Annotated in this window: 14 protein-coding genes; 3 read left to right on the forward strand and 11 right to left on the reverse strand. The window is 58.0% G+C overall.

Annotated features, from left to right (window positions below; genetic code table 11):
- Positions 1 to 29: 29 nt before the first annotated feature.
- Complete coding sequence (locus OZX71_RS07010) at positions 30 to 1,676, reverse strand: hypothetical protein (protein ID WP_277159802.1); 1,647 nt, start codon at positions 1,674 to 1,676, stop codon at positions 30 to 32.
- Positions 1,677 to 1,746: 70 nt separating this feature from the next.
- Entirely contained in the window at positions 1,747 to 2,337 is a 591-nt protein-coding gene (locus tag OZX71_RS07015; RefSeq protein WP_277160682.1) for a GNAT family protein, read from the reverse strand.
- 137 nt (positions 2,338 to 2,474) lie between these two features.
- Between OZX71_RS07015 and OZX71_RS07020 the strand changes: the two genes are divergently transcribed.
- From OZX71_RS07020 to OZX71_RS07030, 3 genes are all read left to right on the forward strand, one after another.
- Positions 2,475 to 3,116 carry a 5-formyltetrahydrofolate cyclo-ligase gene (locus tag OZX71_RS07020; protein ID WP_277159803.1) on the forward strand — a complete coding sequence of 214 codons (642 nt, stop codon included), beginning with the start codon at positions 2,475 to 2,477 and terminating at the stop codon, positions 3,114 to 3,116.
- Positions 3,117 to 3,573: 457 nt separating this feature from the next.
- Positions 3,574 to 3,777, forward strand: coding sequence for an FmdB family zinc ribbon protein (locus tag OZX71_RS07025; protein ID WP_277146259.1), 204 nt, complete (start codon positions 3,574 to 3,576; stop codon positions 3,775 to 3,777).
- A gap of 459 nt (positions 3,778 to 4,236) precedes the next feature.
- Complete coding sequence (locus OZX71_RS07030; protein ID WP_277159804.1) at positions 4,237 to 4,989, forward strand: SAF domain-containing protein; 753 nt, start codon at positions 4,237 to 4,239, stop codon at positions 4,987 to 4,989.
- 101 nt (positions 4,990 to 5,090) lie between these two features.
- Here the strand turns inward: OZX71_RS07030 and OZX71_RS07035 are convergent, their stop codons facing one another.
- The 9 genes from OZX71_RS07035 to pstC form a co-directional block, all read right to left on the reverse strand.
- Positions 5,091 to 5,297, reverse strand: coding sequence for a hypothetical protein (locus tag OZX71_RS07035; RefSeq protein WP_277146257.1), 207 nt, complete (start codon positions 5,295 to 5,297; stop codon positions 5,091 to 5,093).
- The gene (locus OZX71_RS07040; protein WP_277159805.1) at positions 5,297 to 8,914 is read right to left on the reverse strand and encodes a helicase; all 3,618 of its coding nucleotides are present in this window, start codon (positions 8,912 to 8,914) and stop codon (positions 5,297 to 5,299) included. Before OZX71_RS07040 ends, OZX71_RS07035 begins: the two co-directional genes overlap by 1 nt.
- Entirely contained in the window at positions 8,911 to 10,677 is a 1,767-nt protein-coding gene (locus tag OZX71_RS07045; RefSeq protein WP_277159806.1) for an FHA domain-containing protein, read from the reverse strand. Before OZX71_RS07045 ends, OZX71_RS07040 begins: the two co-directional genes overlap by 4 nt.
- A gap of 275 nt (positions 10,678 to 10,952) precedes the next feature.
- A complete protein-coding gene (gene rplL, locus OZX71_RS07050) occupies positions 10,953 to 11,336 on the reverse strand; it encodes a 50S ribosomal protein L7/L12 (protein WP_277146254.1) in 384 nt (127 codons plus the stop codon).
- A gap of 126 nt (positions 11,337 to 11,462) precedes the next feature.
- Positions 11,463 to 11,984, reverse strand: a complete 522-nt coding sequence (gene rplJ, locus OZX71_RS07055; protein ID WP_277146253.1) for a 50S ribosomal protein L10 — start codon at positions 11,982 to 11,984, stop codon at positions 11,463 to 11,465.
- A gap of 455 nt (positions 11,985 to 12,439) precedes the next feature.
- Positions 12,440 to 13,834, reverse strand: a complete 1,395-nt coding sequence (locus OZX71_RS07060) for an NCS2 family permease (RefSeq protein WP_277160683.1) — start codon at positions 13,832 to 13,834, stop codon at positions 12,440 to 12,442.
- A 236-nt stretch (positions 13,835 to 14,070) separates the two neighbouring features.
- Positions 14,071 to 14,850 (reverse strand): phosphate ABC transporter ATP-binding protein PstB, encoded by a 780-nt coding sequence (gene pstB, locus OZX71_RS07065; protein ID WP_277159807.1) that lies wholly within the window; start codon positions 14,848 to 14,850, stop codon positions 14,071 to 14,073.
- Between the two features lie 236 nt (positions 14,851 to 15,086).
- Complete coding sequence (gene pstA, locus OZX71_RS07070; protein WP_277159808.1) at positions 15,087 to 16,121, reverse strand: phosphate ABC transporter permease PstA; 1,035 nt, start codon at positions 16,119 to 16,121, stop codon at positions 15,087 to 15,089.
- Positions 16,122 to 16,210: 89 nt separating this feature from the next.
- On the reverse strand, positions 16,211 to 17,272 hold the full coding sequence (pstC, locus tag OZX71_RS07075) for a phosphate ABC transporter permease subunit PstC (RefSeq protein WP_277159809.1): 1,062 nt from the start codon (positions 17,270 to 17,272) through the stop codon (positions 16,211 to 16,213).
- Between the last annotated feature and the right edge of the window lie 206 nt (positions 17,273 to 17,478).

Below are 17,478 nucleotides of genomic sequence, written 5' to 3' on the forward strand. Positions count from 1 at the left end.
ACAAATTCACTATCGAAACTGAACCGGGCTCAGACGTTCCTGCGTTCAAGGATCTTCTCCAACCCGGTTCCCAGCGAATCCGACGACAGCGCCGGGGCTTCCGTGTCCGCCGAGACTTCCGAGGCGTGGAACTTCTCGGGATCGCTCGTATAGCTGGTCTTCTCTTCCGCAGCCCTGCCGTTGCGCTGGGCAGCGGCACGCATACGCTTGGCCGCGGCACGAACGCGCTTGCGGTTCTTCTTCGAAATCAACTTGCCTGCGGAACCTTTCGCCTGAGCAACAACAGACTCGACAGCGGCACTGGACGAAAGCGACGAGCCCGGATCCTCTTGCTTAGCCTCAGAGCTTCGATCCGCGGATTTCTCCGTGCGCTTTGCTGCCGAGGAAGAGGCATCTTCGTCTTTCGCCGCGACCTTGGCCTTGGCGACCTGACGGGTGGACTTGATTTCAAGGCTCTGTGGCTCCTCGCTTTTGACTTCCACGCCATTGCGCGGCGCACCGAGCGAGAACGAAATGAGATCCTGGTTCGGGGCCAGGTCAACCAGATCCAGAGCCTGCGCCGGATGCACCTGCTTCAACTCGTTGGTGGCATCACTCGCCTCGACCGTTCGATTCTTCGTGGCGGAATCGAGAGAACCGGAACCCTGAGCGGCTTTAGCCGCATTGGGGCGACGCTTACTTGAGGGCTTGAATGCCTTGGGAGCCTTCTTCGCCGACGCGGAGACATCCCCTGTCTTCGCTTTCGCACCAGACGCGGAAGCCGACGGCGATTGGCGCTGCGACTTGACTTGAGCCGCGGCACGGGCCTTGCCCTCCTGCCGCTTTGCCGCACGCTCGGACTTAGCGACCTTCACATCCTTAACCACGTGCCTGGAGACTTCGGCAGCTTTTTCGCTCCTCGCGCGTGATTCAGGCTTTGACGACTTGGCGGCGTTTTGACCGGTCTTGGCCCGCGCCTTTAAACGGCGGCTTTCGATACGTTCCTTTTCGGCCTTGGTCTGGGCCATGGCTTTCTGGATTTCCTGCTCGGCCATCAAGCCGGTCGGCTGCTCGTCACTGGAAACCGAGCCCGCGAAATTGTTGTCCGCGACCTGCGCACCGGCCTTGGCCGCTTGATTGTTGGCAGCAGCGGAACGGTCATGCTGAGATTGATTGGCCTTGGCCCGAGCAGCACGCTTCGCCTTAAGGTCGCGTTCCCAAGCCCTGGCATGATTGGCCGTACGCGCGCCCAACGCCACGACCAGCGCGAGCAATACCGCAGGAATCAAAGCGAACAATGGGCTGAACTTCAATGGGAACGAAATGGCAAGAACCACAATCGTAACGGCAAGCAGCACAGCGGAAATGATGGCACGTCTGCGTGCCGCCTCGCGCCGAAGCCTGCGTATGCGCGCGACCCTGGCGCGTTCCTTCGTGGCCTTCGTGGGTCGTGCAACCGATGCTCCCGCAGGACCTGCGACAATATCTTTTCGCTCCGATTGCATGACAATCCCTTTCGCCGAAGGCTGGCGTTCATCACTAAAACGAGTACCGCTTTCGGCATCCACCAGATGCAACGACGGCGAGTACTTGTCCTCGCGATGCTCGACCACCTTTTTCATACTATCCGCAGTACGCCGCGGAAGCCAGCCGAGTAACAGAATGGCGAGAATGACCAGCACAACAACACCGCTCACCCACGCATAATCCATAATCTTAAGGATAGAGAGAGTTAGTGACTTTTTACATCCGTGTAATTCGCGTGTTTCATGCGAGCAAACGTTGCGTAAAACCGTGCGGCGCGTCCTCGGCCAACAGGCTATAGACATCGTGGTCACGCCACTGATGGTGAATGTACATGCTTTTCAAGCGCATACCTTCGTGGTGGGCCTGCAGTTTCTCCGCCACCCTGCGGGAACGCTGGTTTTCCGGCAGCATCGTTATCTCCAGGCGATGGAGCCGAGGCCCGTTGGGGCTGAACATCGCCCAATCGGCAAGCATCGCCACCGCCAACGGCGCGACGCCGTGACCGGCATGCCCCTGATCGACCCAGTAACCGATATTGCCGCAACGAGACGATCCATAGCTGATGGCGCCCACGGAAATCTGGCCGATGATCGCCATCTGGTACTCGATGACGAACAGCGCGCCACTACCCGCCGCCTCATCGCTGCGTTGATGTTGCAGCCACGTGTTGAACGTCAAGGCCGGCCCGTGCATCGGATCGTTGGAATCCCAAGGAGCAAGCCATGCGGCATTGCGCTGTCTGGTCTCATTCCAGCCTGCCTCATCCTCCGCGACCATCGGGCGCAAGCGGATCTGAATGGCACCTTCCGGCGGCACAAGCTGCGCCGGCATAACGATGGCGTTGGGATTGGGGGCAAGCGCGTTGCACAGCGAACGAAAGACAGACACACGTTTATATTACCCATTTGCACCGTACTTGCGTGGGCATTGCCGATCTTCGACGCAAAATGGACAGGTAGTATGAAGGCATGGGCGAGAAATGCGAAAACATCGATGCGCTGAAACGCGACATGCGACGCGAGGCCATCAACAGGCGAAGGCAAGCGAGCAGGGCCGAACGGACCGCAGCCGGCAAACGACTGGGAAAACTTGGCGCATCGCTGTTGGATGGCACGGATGGCCAGACCATGGGTTTGGAGCCCGGAGACACTGTTGCCGCTTACGTTTCGATGTGGACGGAAGTGCCGACGCTGGGGCTGTTGGACGAACTGGCCGAGCGTCGGCTGCGGGTGCTGGTTCCACGGCTCGGCAAGGGGCGCGATATCGGTTGGAGCGAATATTACGGCGAATCCGGGCTGCGCGAGATGCCGCACACCGCAACGGGTGGGCTGAGACCGGCGGAACCGGACGGCAAAGTACTCGAGCCGAACGCCATCGCCGACGCGAGCATCGTCTTCATACCGGCTTTCGCCATCGACCTCGACGGCACTCGGTTGGGTCGCGGAGGCGGCTGGTACGACCAGGTTTTGAAGCTTTGCCGGTCCGATGCGCTGAAAGTCGGCGTCTGCTGGGATTTCGAATTCATCGATCGCCATGGCGCCGTACCTTGCGAACCCCACGATATTCCGGTCGACGCGGTGATGACGGATAAGCGGGTCATCGCCTTATAACGCGACACAACCGCTGCAGACATTTTCAGCAGGCCGTCGCCACGCGCTAAACAATCAAACCGACATAAACGTGATTCTCTGCGCATGAAGGCGTTCGTACTGCTGAAAATCACACTTTCGACCCGCTTTTTGTGATTATCCGCGCATCCAGACATTTGTTACGATGTTAATCACACTTTGAACCGCAAATCTGTGATTATCTGCGCATCAACGCGTTATCTACGGAGATAATCACACTTTCATCCTGATTTTCGTGATTATCTCTGCACGGCTGAAACGAATGCACGCATAATCACGGTTCTTCCGGTTCTTGCGCCAACGGTTTCGTGCTGACCTTCTGATGCAGTCCTCACTTCTGAGCGAATACGCAGACTTCACCGGAAACGAACGAGCGTCAGGGCTGGGACTAGGATATGAACAGTTGACTTGTTGAGTGTTTATTTTCCTGGAGGGACCGTTGCCTACTTATCACTATCGTTGCAAGAATTGTGGATACGATTTCACCGAACAGCAGTCATTCTCCGACGATCCCATCACGGTCTGCCCCAAGTGCGGCGAAGAACAGGTGCGCAAGGTCTACTCGGCGGTGCCCATCGAGTTCAAAGGGCACGGCTTCTACCGCACCGACAAGGGCGGTTCGTCGTCTTCATCCAAGAAATGACTGCTGTCAGCTTGATCTTTAGAGATTCCAAGAAAGCCGGAACTTGCCTTGACGCGAGCGCCGGCTTTCATGTTTTATCGTTTACGGATTATCGGTTTATGGGTTTTGGCACTTTTAAATGGCGCAATGATGCACTATTGCATTGATATTCACGCATTTTGGGCGTTGACACAGCAACAAAGCAGCCTGGCGAAATTGTAGTCGCAACGACGCAAGCGTTGTATCATCCATCGCACGGTGCGGGAATCAGCAAAACGGCATTTCCGATGTGGATAACTCGTTTTGCTTCTCCACCACGACACGCCTCGAATGTTGATAAGCCGTAGCATTCGACCACAGTACCCGTTTTTGCCTCGGTAATTTTGCGTTCTGGTCCATCATGGAATCATGAACCTTTTTAACCATGGAAGCAAACAAGGCTTAAACATCAAGAAACCGACGCTTCGGCAACGACGCACGATGCGGCAGACACGTACCGCACTCGCGGCGCTGTGTGTCGGGCTTGCCGTTTTCTTTGCATTACAGTCTATTTCCAGCAGCGTCGCCACCAAAACCGCCGTCACGGCCACGCGTGCCATCAAACGCGGGCAGACCATCCGCGCCGATGATCTCAAAACCGTACAAATCGCCGACAGCCCTGCATTGGCCAACGTTTTCAGCTCGGATGGCGACGTAAAAGGACTCGTGGCGCAAGTGGACATCGAAAACGGCAGCGTCATCTCCCGGCCCATGGCGCGGGCCTCGCCAGTGATCGGACACGGACTGACCACCATAGACGTCAAAATCAGCGGGTCGTCAAAGGCCTTGATTCCCGGCGACAAGGTGTCGCTTGTCGGCAGCGGCGGATGCGCATCCCTGCCGGATGCACCAGATCAAAACCCTGCCGCAAACCGGCAGACGGAAGCCGATACGGAACCGGCAAATGCGTCTGACGCAAGCACAACAGGAACCGGAGAACCGGCAAACGGGCAGACACCGACCGAGCAGGTCGAAGAACCGGACACCGACGTCGGTACAGCGCCGAGCACGGCAACACCTCCAACGCAATCGGATGGACAAACCTGTATATTGGCGAGTCAGGCGACGGTCACGGGCAACCCGCATCGCGACGAGAGCGGCAATGTCACCACGATGCTGGCCATGCCACCGCGGGATGCCGCACGAATCATGGCGGCGCAGGAGCGTATGCCGATTCTGGCCGCCAAACTCTAGGAAAGCACGCGATTCCCAGAAACAACCGATTCTAAGGCGACAACAGTAAAGGATGACGGCCTGCTAGCACCATCATCCTTTACCGATAAAACTGACGAATTCTACTTGTCACGCTCGCTGAAAATACCCCAGTGCGGCGGCAGCTCACGGAGGATGCGGCTGTCGTCATCAGCCTGTTTGCTGCCTTTCGGACGGCGGTCCGACGGATCGAGCTCAACGCCGTCGACGTCGAAGCGTTCGTTGCCTTTGCGTACCACACGCTTGTGGGTTCGGGTTGACCGACGATTCGGATCGTAGGCCACCGCCATCAGCGGACCTCTCGATACAGGTCGCTGATACGGCTGACAATCCGGTCAACTTCCTTGTCCGGATTGACGAACGCGGCCACGCTCCAAACGGTCATGACCGACCAGCCGAGCGATGTCAGGTCCTGCATCAGCACACGGTGACGTTTGCGCGTTGACTGGACGCCCATGAACTGCGCGTCATCGGTCATCACCGCCAGCGAGAACGGCTTGTCTTTCAGACCGACGACCAAAGGAATGGAGGTACCACCATCGAAACCATAATTGGCGGCCACCTTGAGCCCGCGCGCACGGATGCGATCGGCCAGATCGTTGAACAGGACGTTGTCGCCTTTAAGCGACACCGAAGGACGCACCACTTCCCTGCCCAGCCCCTCGGCCCACTTGAGCATGACCTTCAACAGCTTTGGACCTGGCTGGTGGAGACGGTCATCTTCCATATCCGCAGAAGCGAACGCAGAGATGATGTCGACATTGCGATCGGCCAGGGCGAGGGCATCGAGCAACTTGCCGTCGCCGCCCTCGCCTTCCAACGTTCCGAACTGCTGGAGAAGACGGCCGTGCGAGGTCTTGGCGAAGCACAGCGAAAGGATGACATCGGTGGCGCGCACCCCGGTCACCTCATCGAGATCGACCAGACGTACGTGGCGAAGGAAGCGTCCCATGGCTTCGTCCTTCAACGACAACGACTTCAACTCGGCGCCGAGCCTCGTGCGGAAAACCGGAGTCAGCGTGACCACCGCGAGCAGATAACCGGTCGGCACGACGGTAAAGGCCCCGGCACGTTGCTTGATCACGGCAATGACCTCATCGATTTCCTGTTGGCTGCTTTCCACCAATCCAGTGGCAAGCACGGGCACGCCGTTGGCTTCGACCCTGTGGAAACGCACCTTGCCCTGCATCGATTCCGTGGCCACATCCTTGCGGGCGCTACCGTAACCTTGGGCGGAAAGGAACGACGAGAGACGCGGATCGCGGCATACCGGCCGTGTTTCAATGGTGACCTTGGGCAGCAAAGCGACCAAAGCGTTCAACGATTCGGAGGTGATGGTGGATTGGTGGGCGATGAGAACAACACGCTTGGCGCGGCTCAGTATGCTCAGCAATTCAAGGGAAGGAATATGGGAGGCCGCATCGATGATGGCCACATCGGCCAGAGGCTGGGGGTCGCTCAACACGGCAAGCGTGAAAGGCGTGGCCATGATGACCGGCTTCGCCGCCGCAAGAATCCGAGGATATTCGCGGATGATATGGTTCAACGGCACATTCATATTGCTGGCCAGCAACGTGTGCAGCTGGTTGGCTTCCTGCGTGTGAGAGAAGAGCATATCGCACAGATGGCGCATGGCCTCCTGCTCAAGCATGGGCCCTACGGAGTTGACGTGGTCGACATCGACCTGCACAAACCGATCGGCTGCGGACTGCAAGGCGGATCCATCCTGGTTGGAGATAATCGCCGAAGACCGGACGATATCTTCAAAGACCGTCGTCCACCAGGAGAGCTGAAGCTCCCCTTCCACGGCGTCCACGGACACCCGGCGGTTGCGCATGTCCTCAATCAACGCGTCAAGTCCCACGGAATGGAACTCACGTTCGAGGCTGGCGCGTCCCGGCAAGGTGTCCAGCGCCACGCGATCCGAATACAGTGCCTTGAGCCTTTCTTCGAGTCTCGCCAAATCGACGCTTTGCAGATCTCCGCCCTCGAGCGTGGTGGCGAGCACGGTATCGAGCGCCGTAATGTCGTGCATCAGTGCTTCCTGCGTTTCCACGATCGTATCCAACTTCGCAGGAAGCACAGGCCAACCGCCATGAGGCACGATTTCATGCCACTGTTGCGATTGCTTGTCCACAACCTGCAACGCCTCGTGCAGATCTTCCACCTGGGAGCCGGCCCGCAGCAGGCTCTTGGCCTCCTTGACGTGGCGACGACGCTCCCAGAAGCCCATGCTCGTCCCCTCGGCCTTACGTTGGGCCTTTGGCTTGCTGGCTTCGATCATCGAATCGATATCGCGTTCGAAAATCTCGGGCTGGAACACGTCGAGCACGCGACGCAGGTTCTTCAGGACAGTGACCTGACGGCCCCATTCCTGCGCTGTCGACGGCACAGGGAAACCACAGGTTTCAGCGACCGACGCCACTTGCTCGCGCGTGGCGGGAAGAAGGCGCTGAAGCAGGTTCTCGACCTTCTGATAGGCGTTGACCGCCTCGCCCTGTGTGAACAGCGAGGCGCCATACCACGGTGTGGTCTGCGGGCCGACGGTGAATTCACCGTATTCGCCGGCCTTACGAAGCTTTTTGATCCATTCGTCCATGTGGGGGGCGATGGCCCTTGCGGATTCATTGGAAAGACGGACATGGGTGGCCGGATGAGTCGGCATCGCGGAAATGCTGGCCAGATTCTGAATGGTCTGGTAAGCGGAGACACCCCATTCCTTGCTCACCCCGTGCAGGTCTCCGAGGTAACGGGTCAGACGCGAGCGCACCCCGACGAGTTCATCGGCAACCTGATCGAAGCGGGCGACGGCGGCACCCGGCTTGAAACCAACGGCTGCGATCAGTTCCTTATCGATCTGCGACGCCGCCTTGGAATCGGCCATATCGACCACGCGGCCGCCCATATGGCAGGTTTCCATTTCGTGAGTGAAACGTTTCTTCTGCCCTGCCACCGCCGGTACGTAAAGCACGGTTCTGCCGGCGCTGATGCAACGGGAAGCGATAGCCGCGGATATCTGCGCCGTGTCGTTGCCCGGCGCGACGTCGGCAAACAGCGAATGTCCCTGTGCCGCCATATTCGCGGCATAACGCACAATATTGTCGACATCTCCGGCTTCATGCTCGCTATGCGGATCGGCATCGAAGGGGCTGAAGCTCGGCAATTTCGTATCTTTCAAGGCGCCGATGGCGTCAGGGGCACCGGCCAACGCGTCAAGGGCGGCGTTGCCGCTCGGTTTGCTGGCCAGAGCATCGATGATGCGACGGCTTTCGGCGAGCATCTTGGTGGCGGGATCCATGAAGCAGCCCAGGATGATGTTGCGCTCGATGTCGAAATCCGCAATCGTCGGCTTTACCTCATCGACGATGGCGGTGAACACGGAAGAAGTATCGGGGGTGCCGCTGGCATAGTTTCTGCCATCGAAAAGAGCGACCTCGTCGATGTCAAGATGTTGGTCGTGCATGGCCGTCGTAAACGCGGGATTGAGACTGACATGGCCGGTGAAACGGATGACGGCATCGGTCTCACGGCCATCCGGCTTATGGTGGACCTCAACCGGATAGAGCAGAACGGGGACCGAATTGCCAATCCAGGTGGCCACACCGACCACCAACGACAGCTCGGCGACTCCGGCGGACCTGGTTTTGGCGGCTCTGTCGTCAAGAACGCGCTCAAGCCTGCGGCCGGCGGCACGCAACATTCCAGCGTCACGGAACATGGAATCAAGGGTGGTGTGCCCGCTGGCAAAGAGCTGCGCGATGCCGGAGGGGTGGGCGTGGGTCAAATCGAGCTGTGCGGTGAGCTGCCCGACGTCTTCCAAAGGCGAAGGCACAAGCCCGTTGCGATAGCTGTCATACCATTTGCGCATCCGTTGGATGCCGTTCATTGTCTGGTTCGTTTCGCTCATTGTTTACGTCCCTCCCCAACCTCTTTACAGTATTCGATATATCCTGAATTATATGAAAGCGCGGCGTCGATATCATCGTTGCCCACCGCCGAAAGCCATGCATACAAATCGTCATACAGCGAGGGGTTCATCGCCAGGAACGGCAGAAGCTCGGGGTGTTTCGCCATTTCGAACTGGAGCGAAAAATCCGTGGTCGCCTTGGCGTCCTGCGAACTCATACCCTCCACTTCGACTTCGGGCTGCGGCTGGTCAAATTCGCCGTTTGATACCTTTTCGAAAACCGATCCAGGTTCGAAAGCGGGTTTGAAGCCCTGCTGCGCTTCGGACAAGCCGTCATCGCCATTCACGACTCCGGAGATCATTGGCGAGTCCGTAACGTCTCTGATCGGAGGCATGAACTTGTTGCGTTCCTCAGCGGTCTTGCCCTGCGCCGAATCGTTCTGCGAATTCTGCGAACCACTGAAATCCAAACGAGGACGAGCGCCGCCACCCTCACTTTGACGAGGATCGCCATCCATGGCGACGAATACCGGGGTGTCCTGATCGACCGGGGGCTGTCCGAATGCGGAAAAACCGTTTATACCATTGTCCGTCCGCCGCCTTGCTTCGTCTGCGGAAACGGTTCCGTTACCGTCGGCGTCGGCGTTATCGGCGTCGCCGTTGATGTTGTTACCAGCGCCGGCACGGAGATTGCCGTGATCGTTGGAAGCGCGAACCCCAGCTCCGTTCATATTGGGCTGCGACTGCGCCGCCATCGGCGAGCCCATCGGTTGCTGCTCGTTGCCAGTCTTCTGGGAACGCTGTCCGTTATTTCGGCGGGAAGGCAAAGAGACCTGTCGCGTCTGAGGTCCGGCCGACGACGATATATTCTCGAGCGGGACCTCAGTATCGCTTGTTGCCGGTTGCGAAACCTTGTTGCCGGCATCGGCGAACCTGCCGGGCTTTTCGGCCTTGTCTTCGGCAACACTCGTCATGGCGTCTTTGAACAGGTCACGAGCCTTGGAGTCCTCGGCTTGCGAATCAGGCGTCATCACGTTCAATGAAATCTGGTCGATGGCGTGATCGACTTGCGGCTCTCCGACCTTCTGGCCTGCGCCGGCCTCGACAGGCAGCGGATTTTCGCCAGCAAGATCGTCTGCGTTCGCACCATTGTCGTTCGCCGCCTGCCCGCTGATATTGTGGGAATCGGTCTTGCCGTCTCTCCCGGCGGTTGCCGAAACCCCGATACGATTGGCCACATCCGCCGCGCTGAAAGCCGTGGTCGGTTCCCCGGCACGTAAGTTCAGAATGTCATCGACGGACATTTCGTTAAGATCGGGCTCTATATCGGTGTTTTCACCACCGCTTGCGGCATAGTCGAACAAATCGGTAACCTGGTTGCCGCTCTCAGGACTTTCATCCACCTCGACGCGTACAAAGTCAACCGGGACATCGCCGAACTGCAATCTCATGGGCGAATCCGAAAGGATGAAATCCTGATTCGGCGTCAACGGCCGCAGCCCTTTTTCATCGACCACATACGATCCGTTGGTGGAATTCAAGTCGGTGAGCGACGCCCCGCCATTGGCCGCCACGGTGAATACCGCGTGCCTCTTCGACATCGAACGCGTATCGTCGTCGATCTCCAAACGACGATGCCCGTCATCGGCAAGCGGGCGCAAAGGTCTGCGTCCGATCTCAACGTTTTCGCCGGGGCCGACATCGACTTTCGTAGAGCCATTGACCTTGATGACCCAATGTTTCGTCGTTCGCGGATCAGACACCTTGCGGCCTCCCATATACACTTCTGTTCATGCTCGTTCCATTCTGCCATGTTTACCTTGAGCCGAGAAGGAAAATGACAGACATTGACAACACTCACGCATGAGTCTGCCCTCGCCTTTTATGTAGAGGACATACCTTAGGTACTACGATAGCCGACAAAATGAACAAACCCTGCGAGTGGAGATTCCACACGCAGGGTCTGCAACAATTTTCGGGATTAAACGGCTACGGTTCTAAACCGCCGCGGCCGTCGCTACCCGCAAAGAAGAAAGAACTACTTGAGTTCGACGGTGCCGCCGGCCTCTTCGATCTCGGACTTGGCCTTCTCGGCGTCGTCCTTCTTGGCCTTCTCGAGGATGGTGGTAGGAGCACCGTCGACGAGCGCCTTGGCGTCAGCCAGACCCTTGCCGGTGATGTTCTTGACGGCCTTGATGACCTGGATCTTCTTGTCGCCGAAGGAGGAGAGCACGACGTCGAACTCGGTCTTCTCTTCAGCGCCATCGCCTGCGCCAGCGGCAGGAGCGGCGGCAACGGCAACGGCCGGAGCGGAGGCTTCGACATCGAACTCGTCCTCAAACTTCTTGACGAAGTCGGAGAGTTCAACCAGGGTCATTTCCTTGAACGCGTCGAGGAGCTCATCGCTTGAGAGCTTAGCCATAATAGGCTTCCTTTCTTTTCCGATGACGGATGTTTATTGGTTCCGTCACCTAAATTTTTGAAATTTTTTAATTATTGACTACTGCAAAACTGCCTGACATTCACACGGCCGCAACCGCGGGAAAAATCAAGCGGCCTTTTCCTGCTTCTCGCGCAGCGCATCGATCGTACGCACGGCCTTGGTAGGCAGAGCGGCGAAGGTGCGAGCGGCCTTGGCCATGGATTCCTTGAGGTCTCCGGCCATTTCGGCAAGCAGCGTATCGCGGGACTTGAGGCTCGCGAGTTTCATGAAGCCTTCGGCGTCGTACATGGTTCCGTCTGCGAAACCACCCTTGATGACGAGGGCCTTGTTTTTCTTGGCGAAGTCACGCAGGATCTTCGCAGCCTCGACGTAATCACCCTTGACGAAAGTGATTGCGGAGGGGCCGGCGAGGACTTCATCGAAGCCTTCGTATCCAGCCTCTTTGGCGGCGATGCGAGCGAGCGTGTTCTTAGCCACTGAGTAGGAAGTATCGCGGCCTAGCTTTTCGCGCAGATCGGAAATCTGCGGAACGGTAAGCCCGCGGTACTCGGTCAGGTAGACCGCGTCGGCGTCACGGAATTGCTCCGTGAGCTCCTCGATCACCTTTGCCTTATCGGGCCTTTTCATGGCGTTCCTTCCTGAGTCGACCATTGATTAAGGAAATCGGAATGCTTCAGCTTTTCGGGCGATATCGCGAATGCGACGAACGCATTCAGCAATAACTGTATCTCTACAAAAAATGCCCTGCGCACAGGCAGAGCAACAATCACGCCATTTTCATGGCTTGTTCCCTTATACAAGGAACGTTCATATCGTTCAACCTATGCTGGCTTGGCGAACCAAACTTCGAGAGACCTTGCAGCCTCTAACCAACAGTCTGTGGTTTACAGATGATTAGTATACGGAACCCGCCCGACTGCGCGACACGCGCGACGTCAACTCGCTACGAGGATGCGATGAAAATCAGCGATATAGCCCCATTCCGCTGATTTTGCTCGCAACTCAAAATGAGGATGCGATGAAAATCAGGATAATGAGCATAAAATCCTGATTTTCATCGCATCCTCATGGTCAGCGAGCGATCAGAGCACGGCCTGAAGCGCGAAGTCGAGGATGAAGAGGACGGTGACCACCCACATCACCGGGTGGATGTCCTTGATCTCCTTCTTGCAGATCTTCACCAGGCAGTACATGATGAAGCCCGCGGCGATGCCATAGGAGATGGAGTAGGCCAGCGCCATGAACACGGAGGCAAAGAGGGCCGGGATCGCTTCGGCGAGGTCGCCCCACTGCACCTCTTTCAGACTGGAGGCCATCATGCAGCCGACCACAACCAAGACGCCAGCCGTTGCAGCTGACGGGATGGCGGAGACCAGCGGTGAAAGGAACATCGCGATGAAGAAGCAGACCGAGACGGTGACGGAGGTCAGGCCGGTGCGGCCACCGGCGGCGATGCCCGCGGAGGACTCGACGTAGGTGGTGACGTTGGAGGTGCCGAACAGGCCGCCGATGGAGGTGGCGATGGAATCGGCGAAGAGGGCCTTGTCCATCTTGGAGCTGAAGCCCTTTCCGTTGGCCATGTTCCTGATGTCCTCATCAGAGAAGATGCCGGTCTTGCGGCCTGTGCCCACGAAGGTGCCGATGGTGTCGAAGGTGTCGGACATGGAGAAGGCGAAGATGGTGACGATCACGAGCGGCAGACGGCCGAGGTTGCCGAACAGCGCCGGGAAGCCTTGCGGGCTGAAGATCGCGAGGAAGGTGGTGGGCAGCTGGGCGAAGGTGTCGGAGATGGAGACCGCGTGGCTCATGTTGGTGATGCCGAAGGGGATGCCGATAAGCGCGGCGGCGATGATCGCGATCAGCAGCGACCCGCGGACCTTGAGCAGGGTGAGCACGATGGCGATGACCAGGCCGATGAGGAAGACCCAGAGGGTCGGCGTGTTGAGCGTGGCCAGTCCAGGGGTGGCGTTGATCGGGCCGCCCTTGGCCGCGGCCTTCGGGTCGCCGGGAGTAAAGGAGATGAAGCCGACGTTCAACATGCCGACGTACATCACGAACAGGCCGATGCCACCGCCGATGGCGTGCTGCAGGGACTCGGGGATGCAGGCGATGACGAGCTTACGGATGGAGGTGACGGTGATCAGGATGTTGATCAGGCCGCACAGGAATGTCATACACAGCGTCTCCTGCCAAGTGAAGCCGAGGCCGGCGCACACCGTGTAGGCGAAGAAGGCGTTGAGGCCCATGCTGGCGGACTGGGCGTAGGGAACGTTGGCGAAGAGGCCCATGACGAGCGTGCCGACGATGGAGGCGATGATGGTGGCGAGGAACACGGCGCCCCATGGCATGCCGGTGGTGCTCAGCACTTGCGGATTGACGACGATGATATAGCTCATCGCGAAGAAGGTGGTGATACCTGCTGTAATTTCAGTGGATACTGTGGTGTGATTTTCTTTAAGATGGAAGAACCTGTCCATCATTCTCTCTTCCTTGGTTTTGCACCGCCAAGTCAGAGCTATAGAGAAAGGGGCGGTCGGCGTTCAAGGCGTTACCACTACGAAACCGACGACTTCACTAGCTGTTGATAGATGAATTGACGATACGGAGGTTGCTGCGACTCGCCCGCGTTCCCGCGGACATCTCGAATATAACACCGGTCCTCCCCTACGTCTGTTCCAGCGTGTCTGATATCTTATTGACTTAAAAAACTCGATCACCCGAAACGGCCGGAGATGTAGCGCTCGGCCTCTTCGTTTTGCGGGTTGTTGAACATCGTGGTGGTGTCGGCAAAATACTCGAGATGGCCGGGTTTGCCGACGGCCTTCAAGTTGAAGAAGGCGGTGTAATCGGCCACGCGGGCGGCCTGCTGCATGTTGTGGGTGACGATGACGATGGTGTAGTCGCGCTTGAGCTCGTTGATGAGATCTTCGACGGCAAGCGTGGAGATCGGGTCTAGCGCAGAGCAGGGCTCGTCCATCAGCAGCACCTGGGGATGGACGGCGACGGCGCGGGCGATGCACAGGCGCTGCTGCTGGCCGCCGGAAAGCCCGATACCCGGCTTGTCAAGCCTGTCCTTGACCTCGTTCCATAAATTCGCGCCTTGCAAGGCCCATTCCACCAGCTCGTCGGCGTCGGCTTTGGAAATATGTCGATTGTTCAGACGAATACCGGCAAGGACGTTCTCGCGGATGGACATCGTCGGGAACGGATTGGCCTTCTGGAAGACCATGCCAACGTCGCGGCGCACGGCCACCGGATCGACCCCTTTGCCATAGAGGTCGCGCCCGTCGAGCAGCACCTTGCCCTCGACCCGTGCTCCCGGCGTGATCTCGTGCATGCGGTCGAGCGTGCGCAGGACCGTGGATTTGCCGCAGCCGGAAGGCCCGATGAACGCTGTGACCTTGTTGGCCCGGATGTTGAGATTGACGTCCTGAACGGCCAGGAAATCGCCGTAGTAGACGTTGAGATGTTCGACATCGATGCGTTGCCCCATGTTGTCTCGCTTTCATTGTTGATACCTATATCGGAATACGTGTCGTTCTTACCCAACAGACGCAATCGTGCAAAAAGTGCGTTTTACGGGACCCAAAGCGCACTTTTCGCACATCCCAGTGAAAAAAGTGCGCTTTGGAGTAGCTAACATGCACTTTTTACACATCCCTGTGAAAAAAGTGCGTCGTATCGAGGACCATGAGACGTAATACGTTATTGATTGCACGATGTAGTCCTTCACTTAGACGCCTCCGTGCTGAACAGGCGCTGCACCAGGCGGCCGATGAGGTTCAGGACCAACACGATGACAATGAGCACCAGCGCTGCAGCCCACGAACGTTCGGACGGGATCGACGCGACGCAGCCCGGGCCGGCGCTCGGCGGACAGGTGACGGACATCTTGCTGTATTCCTGATAGACGAAGACAGGCAGCGTGGTCATCTGCCCGGCGAAGAGGTTCCAGTTGGTGGTGGCGATGAACCCTGCGGTCATCAGAAGCGGCGCCGTCTCGCCGATTACGCGGGCGATGGCGAGGATGATGCCGGAGACGATGCCAGGTAGTGCGGTGCGCAAGACGACTTTGACGATGGTACGGGATTTGGTGACGCCCAGCGCATACGAAGCCTCGCGCAGGTCATCGGAGACGATCCGCAGCATTTCGACACTGGAATTGACGACGGTGGGAATCATCAGGATCGAAAGCGCCACCGAACCTTCGAATCCATTGGAAACCCCGGGACCCATCAGAATCGCGAACAGCGAGAAGGCGAACAGGCCCGCGACGATCGAGGGGATGCCGCTCATCACGTTGACCAGAAGCATGATGGCCTTGGCGAATCTGCCGCCACGCGCATATTCGACCAGATAAATCGCACACATCAGACCGACCGGCACGGAAATCAGCATTGCGCCGAGCGTGACCTCGAGCGTGCCGATGATCGCGTGTTCGATGCCGCCGTGACCACCGGTTGGTGTTGGCATACCGCCGATGACACCGGACATGTTGAACGTCAGGAAATTCAAGTTGAGCCGTTTGATGCCACGAGCGAGGGTGGTATAAAGCAGAGAAATCAGCGGAATCATGGCAACGACGAACGCGAGGCCGATCACACCGGCCATGATGCGACTCTTCCACTCGCGCTGTTTGAGCAGCGCTTCCGAGGACTTGAATTTCGAGAAGTCAGGCGTCGGGTGAACGGATTCCGTAGTTTCGTCGACTGCTGTAGCGGAGACACCAGCGGCAGTGCCTGCAGCATTCGGGACTTCCATCATTTGTTCATCCGTGGTTGATTCAGATTTAGAACCCTGAAAATCCGCCGTTTTCACGATATTTTGATCGTCGTTCTTATCGCTTTCCAAGCTCATCGCACACCTCCCTTCTTCGTGATACGTCTGGCAAGGAGATTCACCATGAAGGTGATCACAAACAGAACCAGACCGGTGGCGATCAACGCGGAGACGCCGAGCGAATCGGCTTCGGGGTATTGCGCGGCGATGTTGGCGGCGATGGTCTGGCTTTTGGAGGCTTGCAACCAGTGCCACGAATAGGTCATGCCCGGCGAAAGCACCATCATCACCGCCATCGTCTCCCCCAGCGCACGCCCGAGTGCGAGCATCGAGGCCGACACCATGCCCGAACGCGCGAACGGCAGGGCAGTCAGCTTGATCATCTCCCATTTGGTCGCTCCGAGCGCGAGCGCCGCCTCCTGGTTCAGCCGTGGGGTGGCCGCGAAAATGTCACGGGTCATCGAGGTGATGATCGGCATGATCATGATGGCCAGAATCACCGCGGCGCTGGCGACGGTGCGCGGCGGATTGGCGGCGGGACCGGCGAAAAGCGGAATCCAGCCCAAATGTGTGGAGACCCAGGCCCAGAACGGGTACATCGCAGGCACCAGTACCAGCGCTCCCCACAGGCCGTAGATGACCGAAGGAATCGCGGCCAGTAGGTCGACGACGTAATTAAGCAGGGTTTGGATGCGCCTGCGCGCGTAAAACGTGATGAACAGCGCGACGCCGAGCGCGACAAAAAAGGCGATTGCCAGCGCCAGAGCCGCAATCACCACCGTACCGAAAACCAGAGGCCCGACGTATTGCCAGAACCCGTGCGCTTTGCCGCCGCTCAAGGAGGCGAAAACCGCAGCAGTCCGGTCTTGCGGGCCAGCGAAAATCGGCCAGGCACGCAGCAGCAGGAAGAGCACCACAGCGCCCAAAGCCACCAGGATCAAAGCGCCGCAACCGACGGCCAGGGCGTGGAAAACCTTGTCTTGGCTGTGTTTGGACGGTTTGGCATTGCTGAAATCAAGGCCGTCTCGGCGACCGCCTGCACCACCACCGGCCGGAGCGCTTAAAGTCGCGCTGACCTGGCCCGTGGCCGCAGACACCACCTGCCCCACGCTGCTACTTTCAGATATATTCGCCATGCTTTTCCTTACTCGAAGTTTGAAGCGAGCCGAATCGGTTTTGCAATCCTGCAACCAACCGGTTTCCGGAAAAAGTGAATCGTTGGGTCGGATTGTTTCGTCTACCGAATGATCTCGTGATAATCTCGTCCAGTAAGCTATGTATTTGTCTGCTTGATAATATCTTTGGACTAATTGTTAGCTATTTCGATTATTCCGTTATTCCG

The organism is Bifidobacterium sp. ESL0764 (assembly GCF_029395515.1).
In the GTDB taxonomy this organism is placed as follows: Bacteria; Actinomycetota; Actinomycetes; order Actinomycetales; family Bifidobacteriaceae; genus Bifidobacterium.

What these genes read in the sequence shown, in the direction of transcription:
- pstB (WP_277159807.1), bottom strand. Translation starts at nt 14,850, where the DNA reads ATGGGGCAACGCATCGATGTCGAACATCTCAACGTCTACTACGGCGAT.
- pstC (WP_277159809.1), bottom strand. Translation starts at nt 17,272, where the DNA reads ATGGCGAATATATCTGAAAGTAGCAGCGTGGGGCAGGTGGTGTCTGCG.
- OZX71_RS07030 (WP_277159804.1), top strand. Translation starts at nt 4,237, where the DNA reads ATGCGGCAGACACGTACCGCACTCGCGGCGCTGTGTGTCGGGCTTGCC.
- OZX71_RS07035 (WP_277146257.1), bottom strand. Translation starts at nt 5,297, where the DNA reads ATGGCGGTGGCCTACGATCCGAATCGTCGGTCAACCCGAACCCACAAG.
- OZX71_RS07040 (WP_277159805.1), bottom strand. Translation starts at nt 8,914, where the DNA reads ATGAGCGAAACGAACCAGACAATGAACGGCATCCAACGGATGCGCAAA.
- pstA (WP_277159808.1), bottom strand. Translation starts at nt 16,121, where the DNA reads ATGATGGAAGTCCCGAATGCTGCAGGCACTGCCGCTGGTGTCTCCGCT.
- OZX71_RS07020 (WP_277159803.1), top strand. Translation starts at nt 2,475, where the DNA reads ATGGGCGAGAAATGCGAAAACATCGATGCGCTGAAACGCGACATGCGA.
- rplJ (WP_277146253.1), bottom strand. Translation starts at nt 11,984, where the DNA reads ATGAAAAGGCCCGATAAGGCAAAGGTGATCGAGGAGCTCACGGAGCAA.
- OZX71_RS07060 (WP_277160683.1), bottom strand. Translation starts at nt 13,834, where the DNA reads ATGGACAGGTTCTTCCATCTTAAAGAAAATCACACCACAGTATCCACT.
- OZX71_RS07015 (WP_277160682.1), bottom strand. Translation starts at nt 2,337, where the DNA reads ATGCCGGCGCAGCTTGTGCCGCCGGAAGGTGCCATTCAGATCCGCTTG.
- rplL (WP_277146254.1), bottom strand. Translation starts at nt 11,336, where the DNA reads ATGGCTAAGCTCTCAAGCGATGAGCTCCTCGACGCGTTCAAGGAAATG.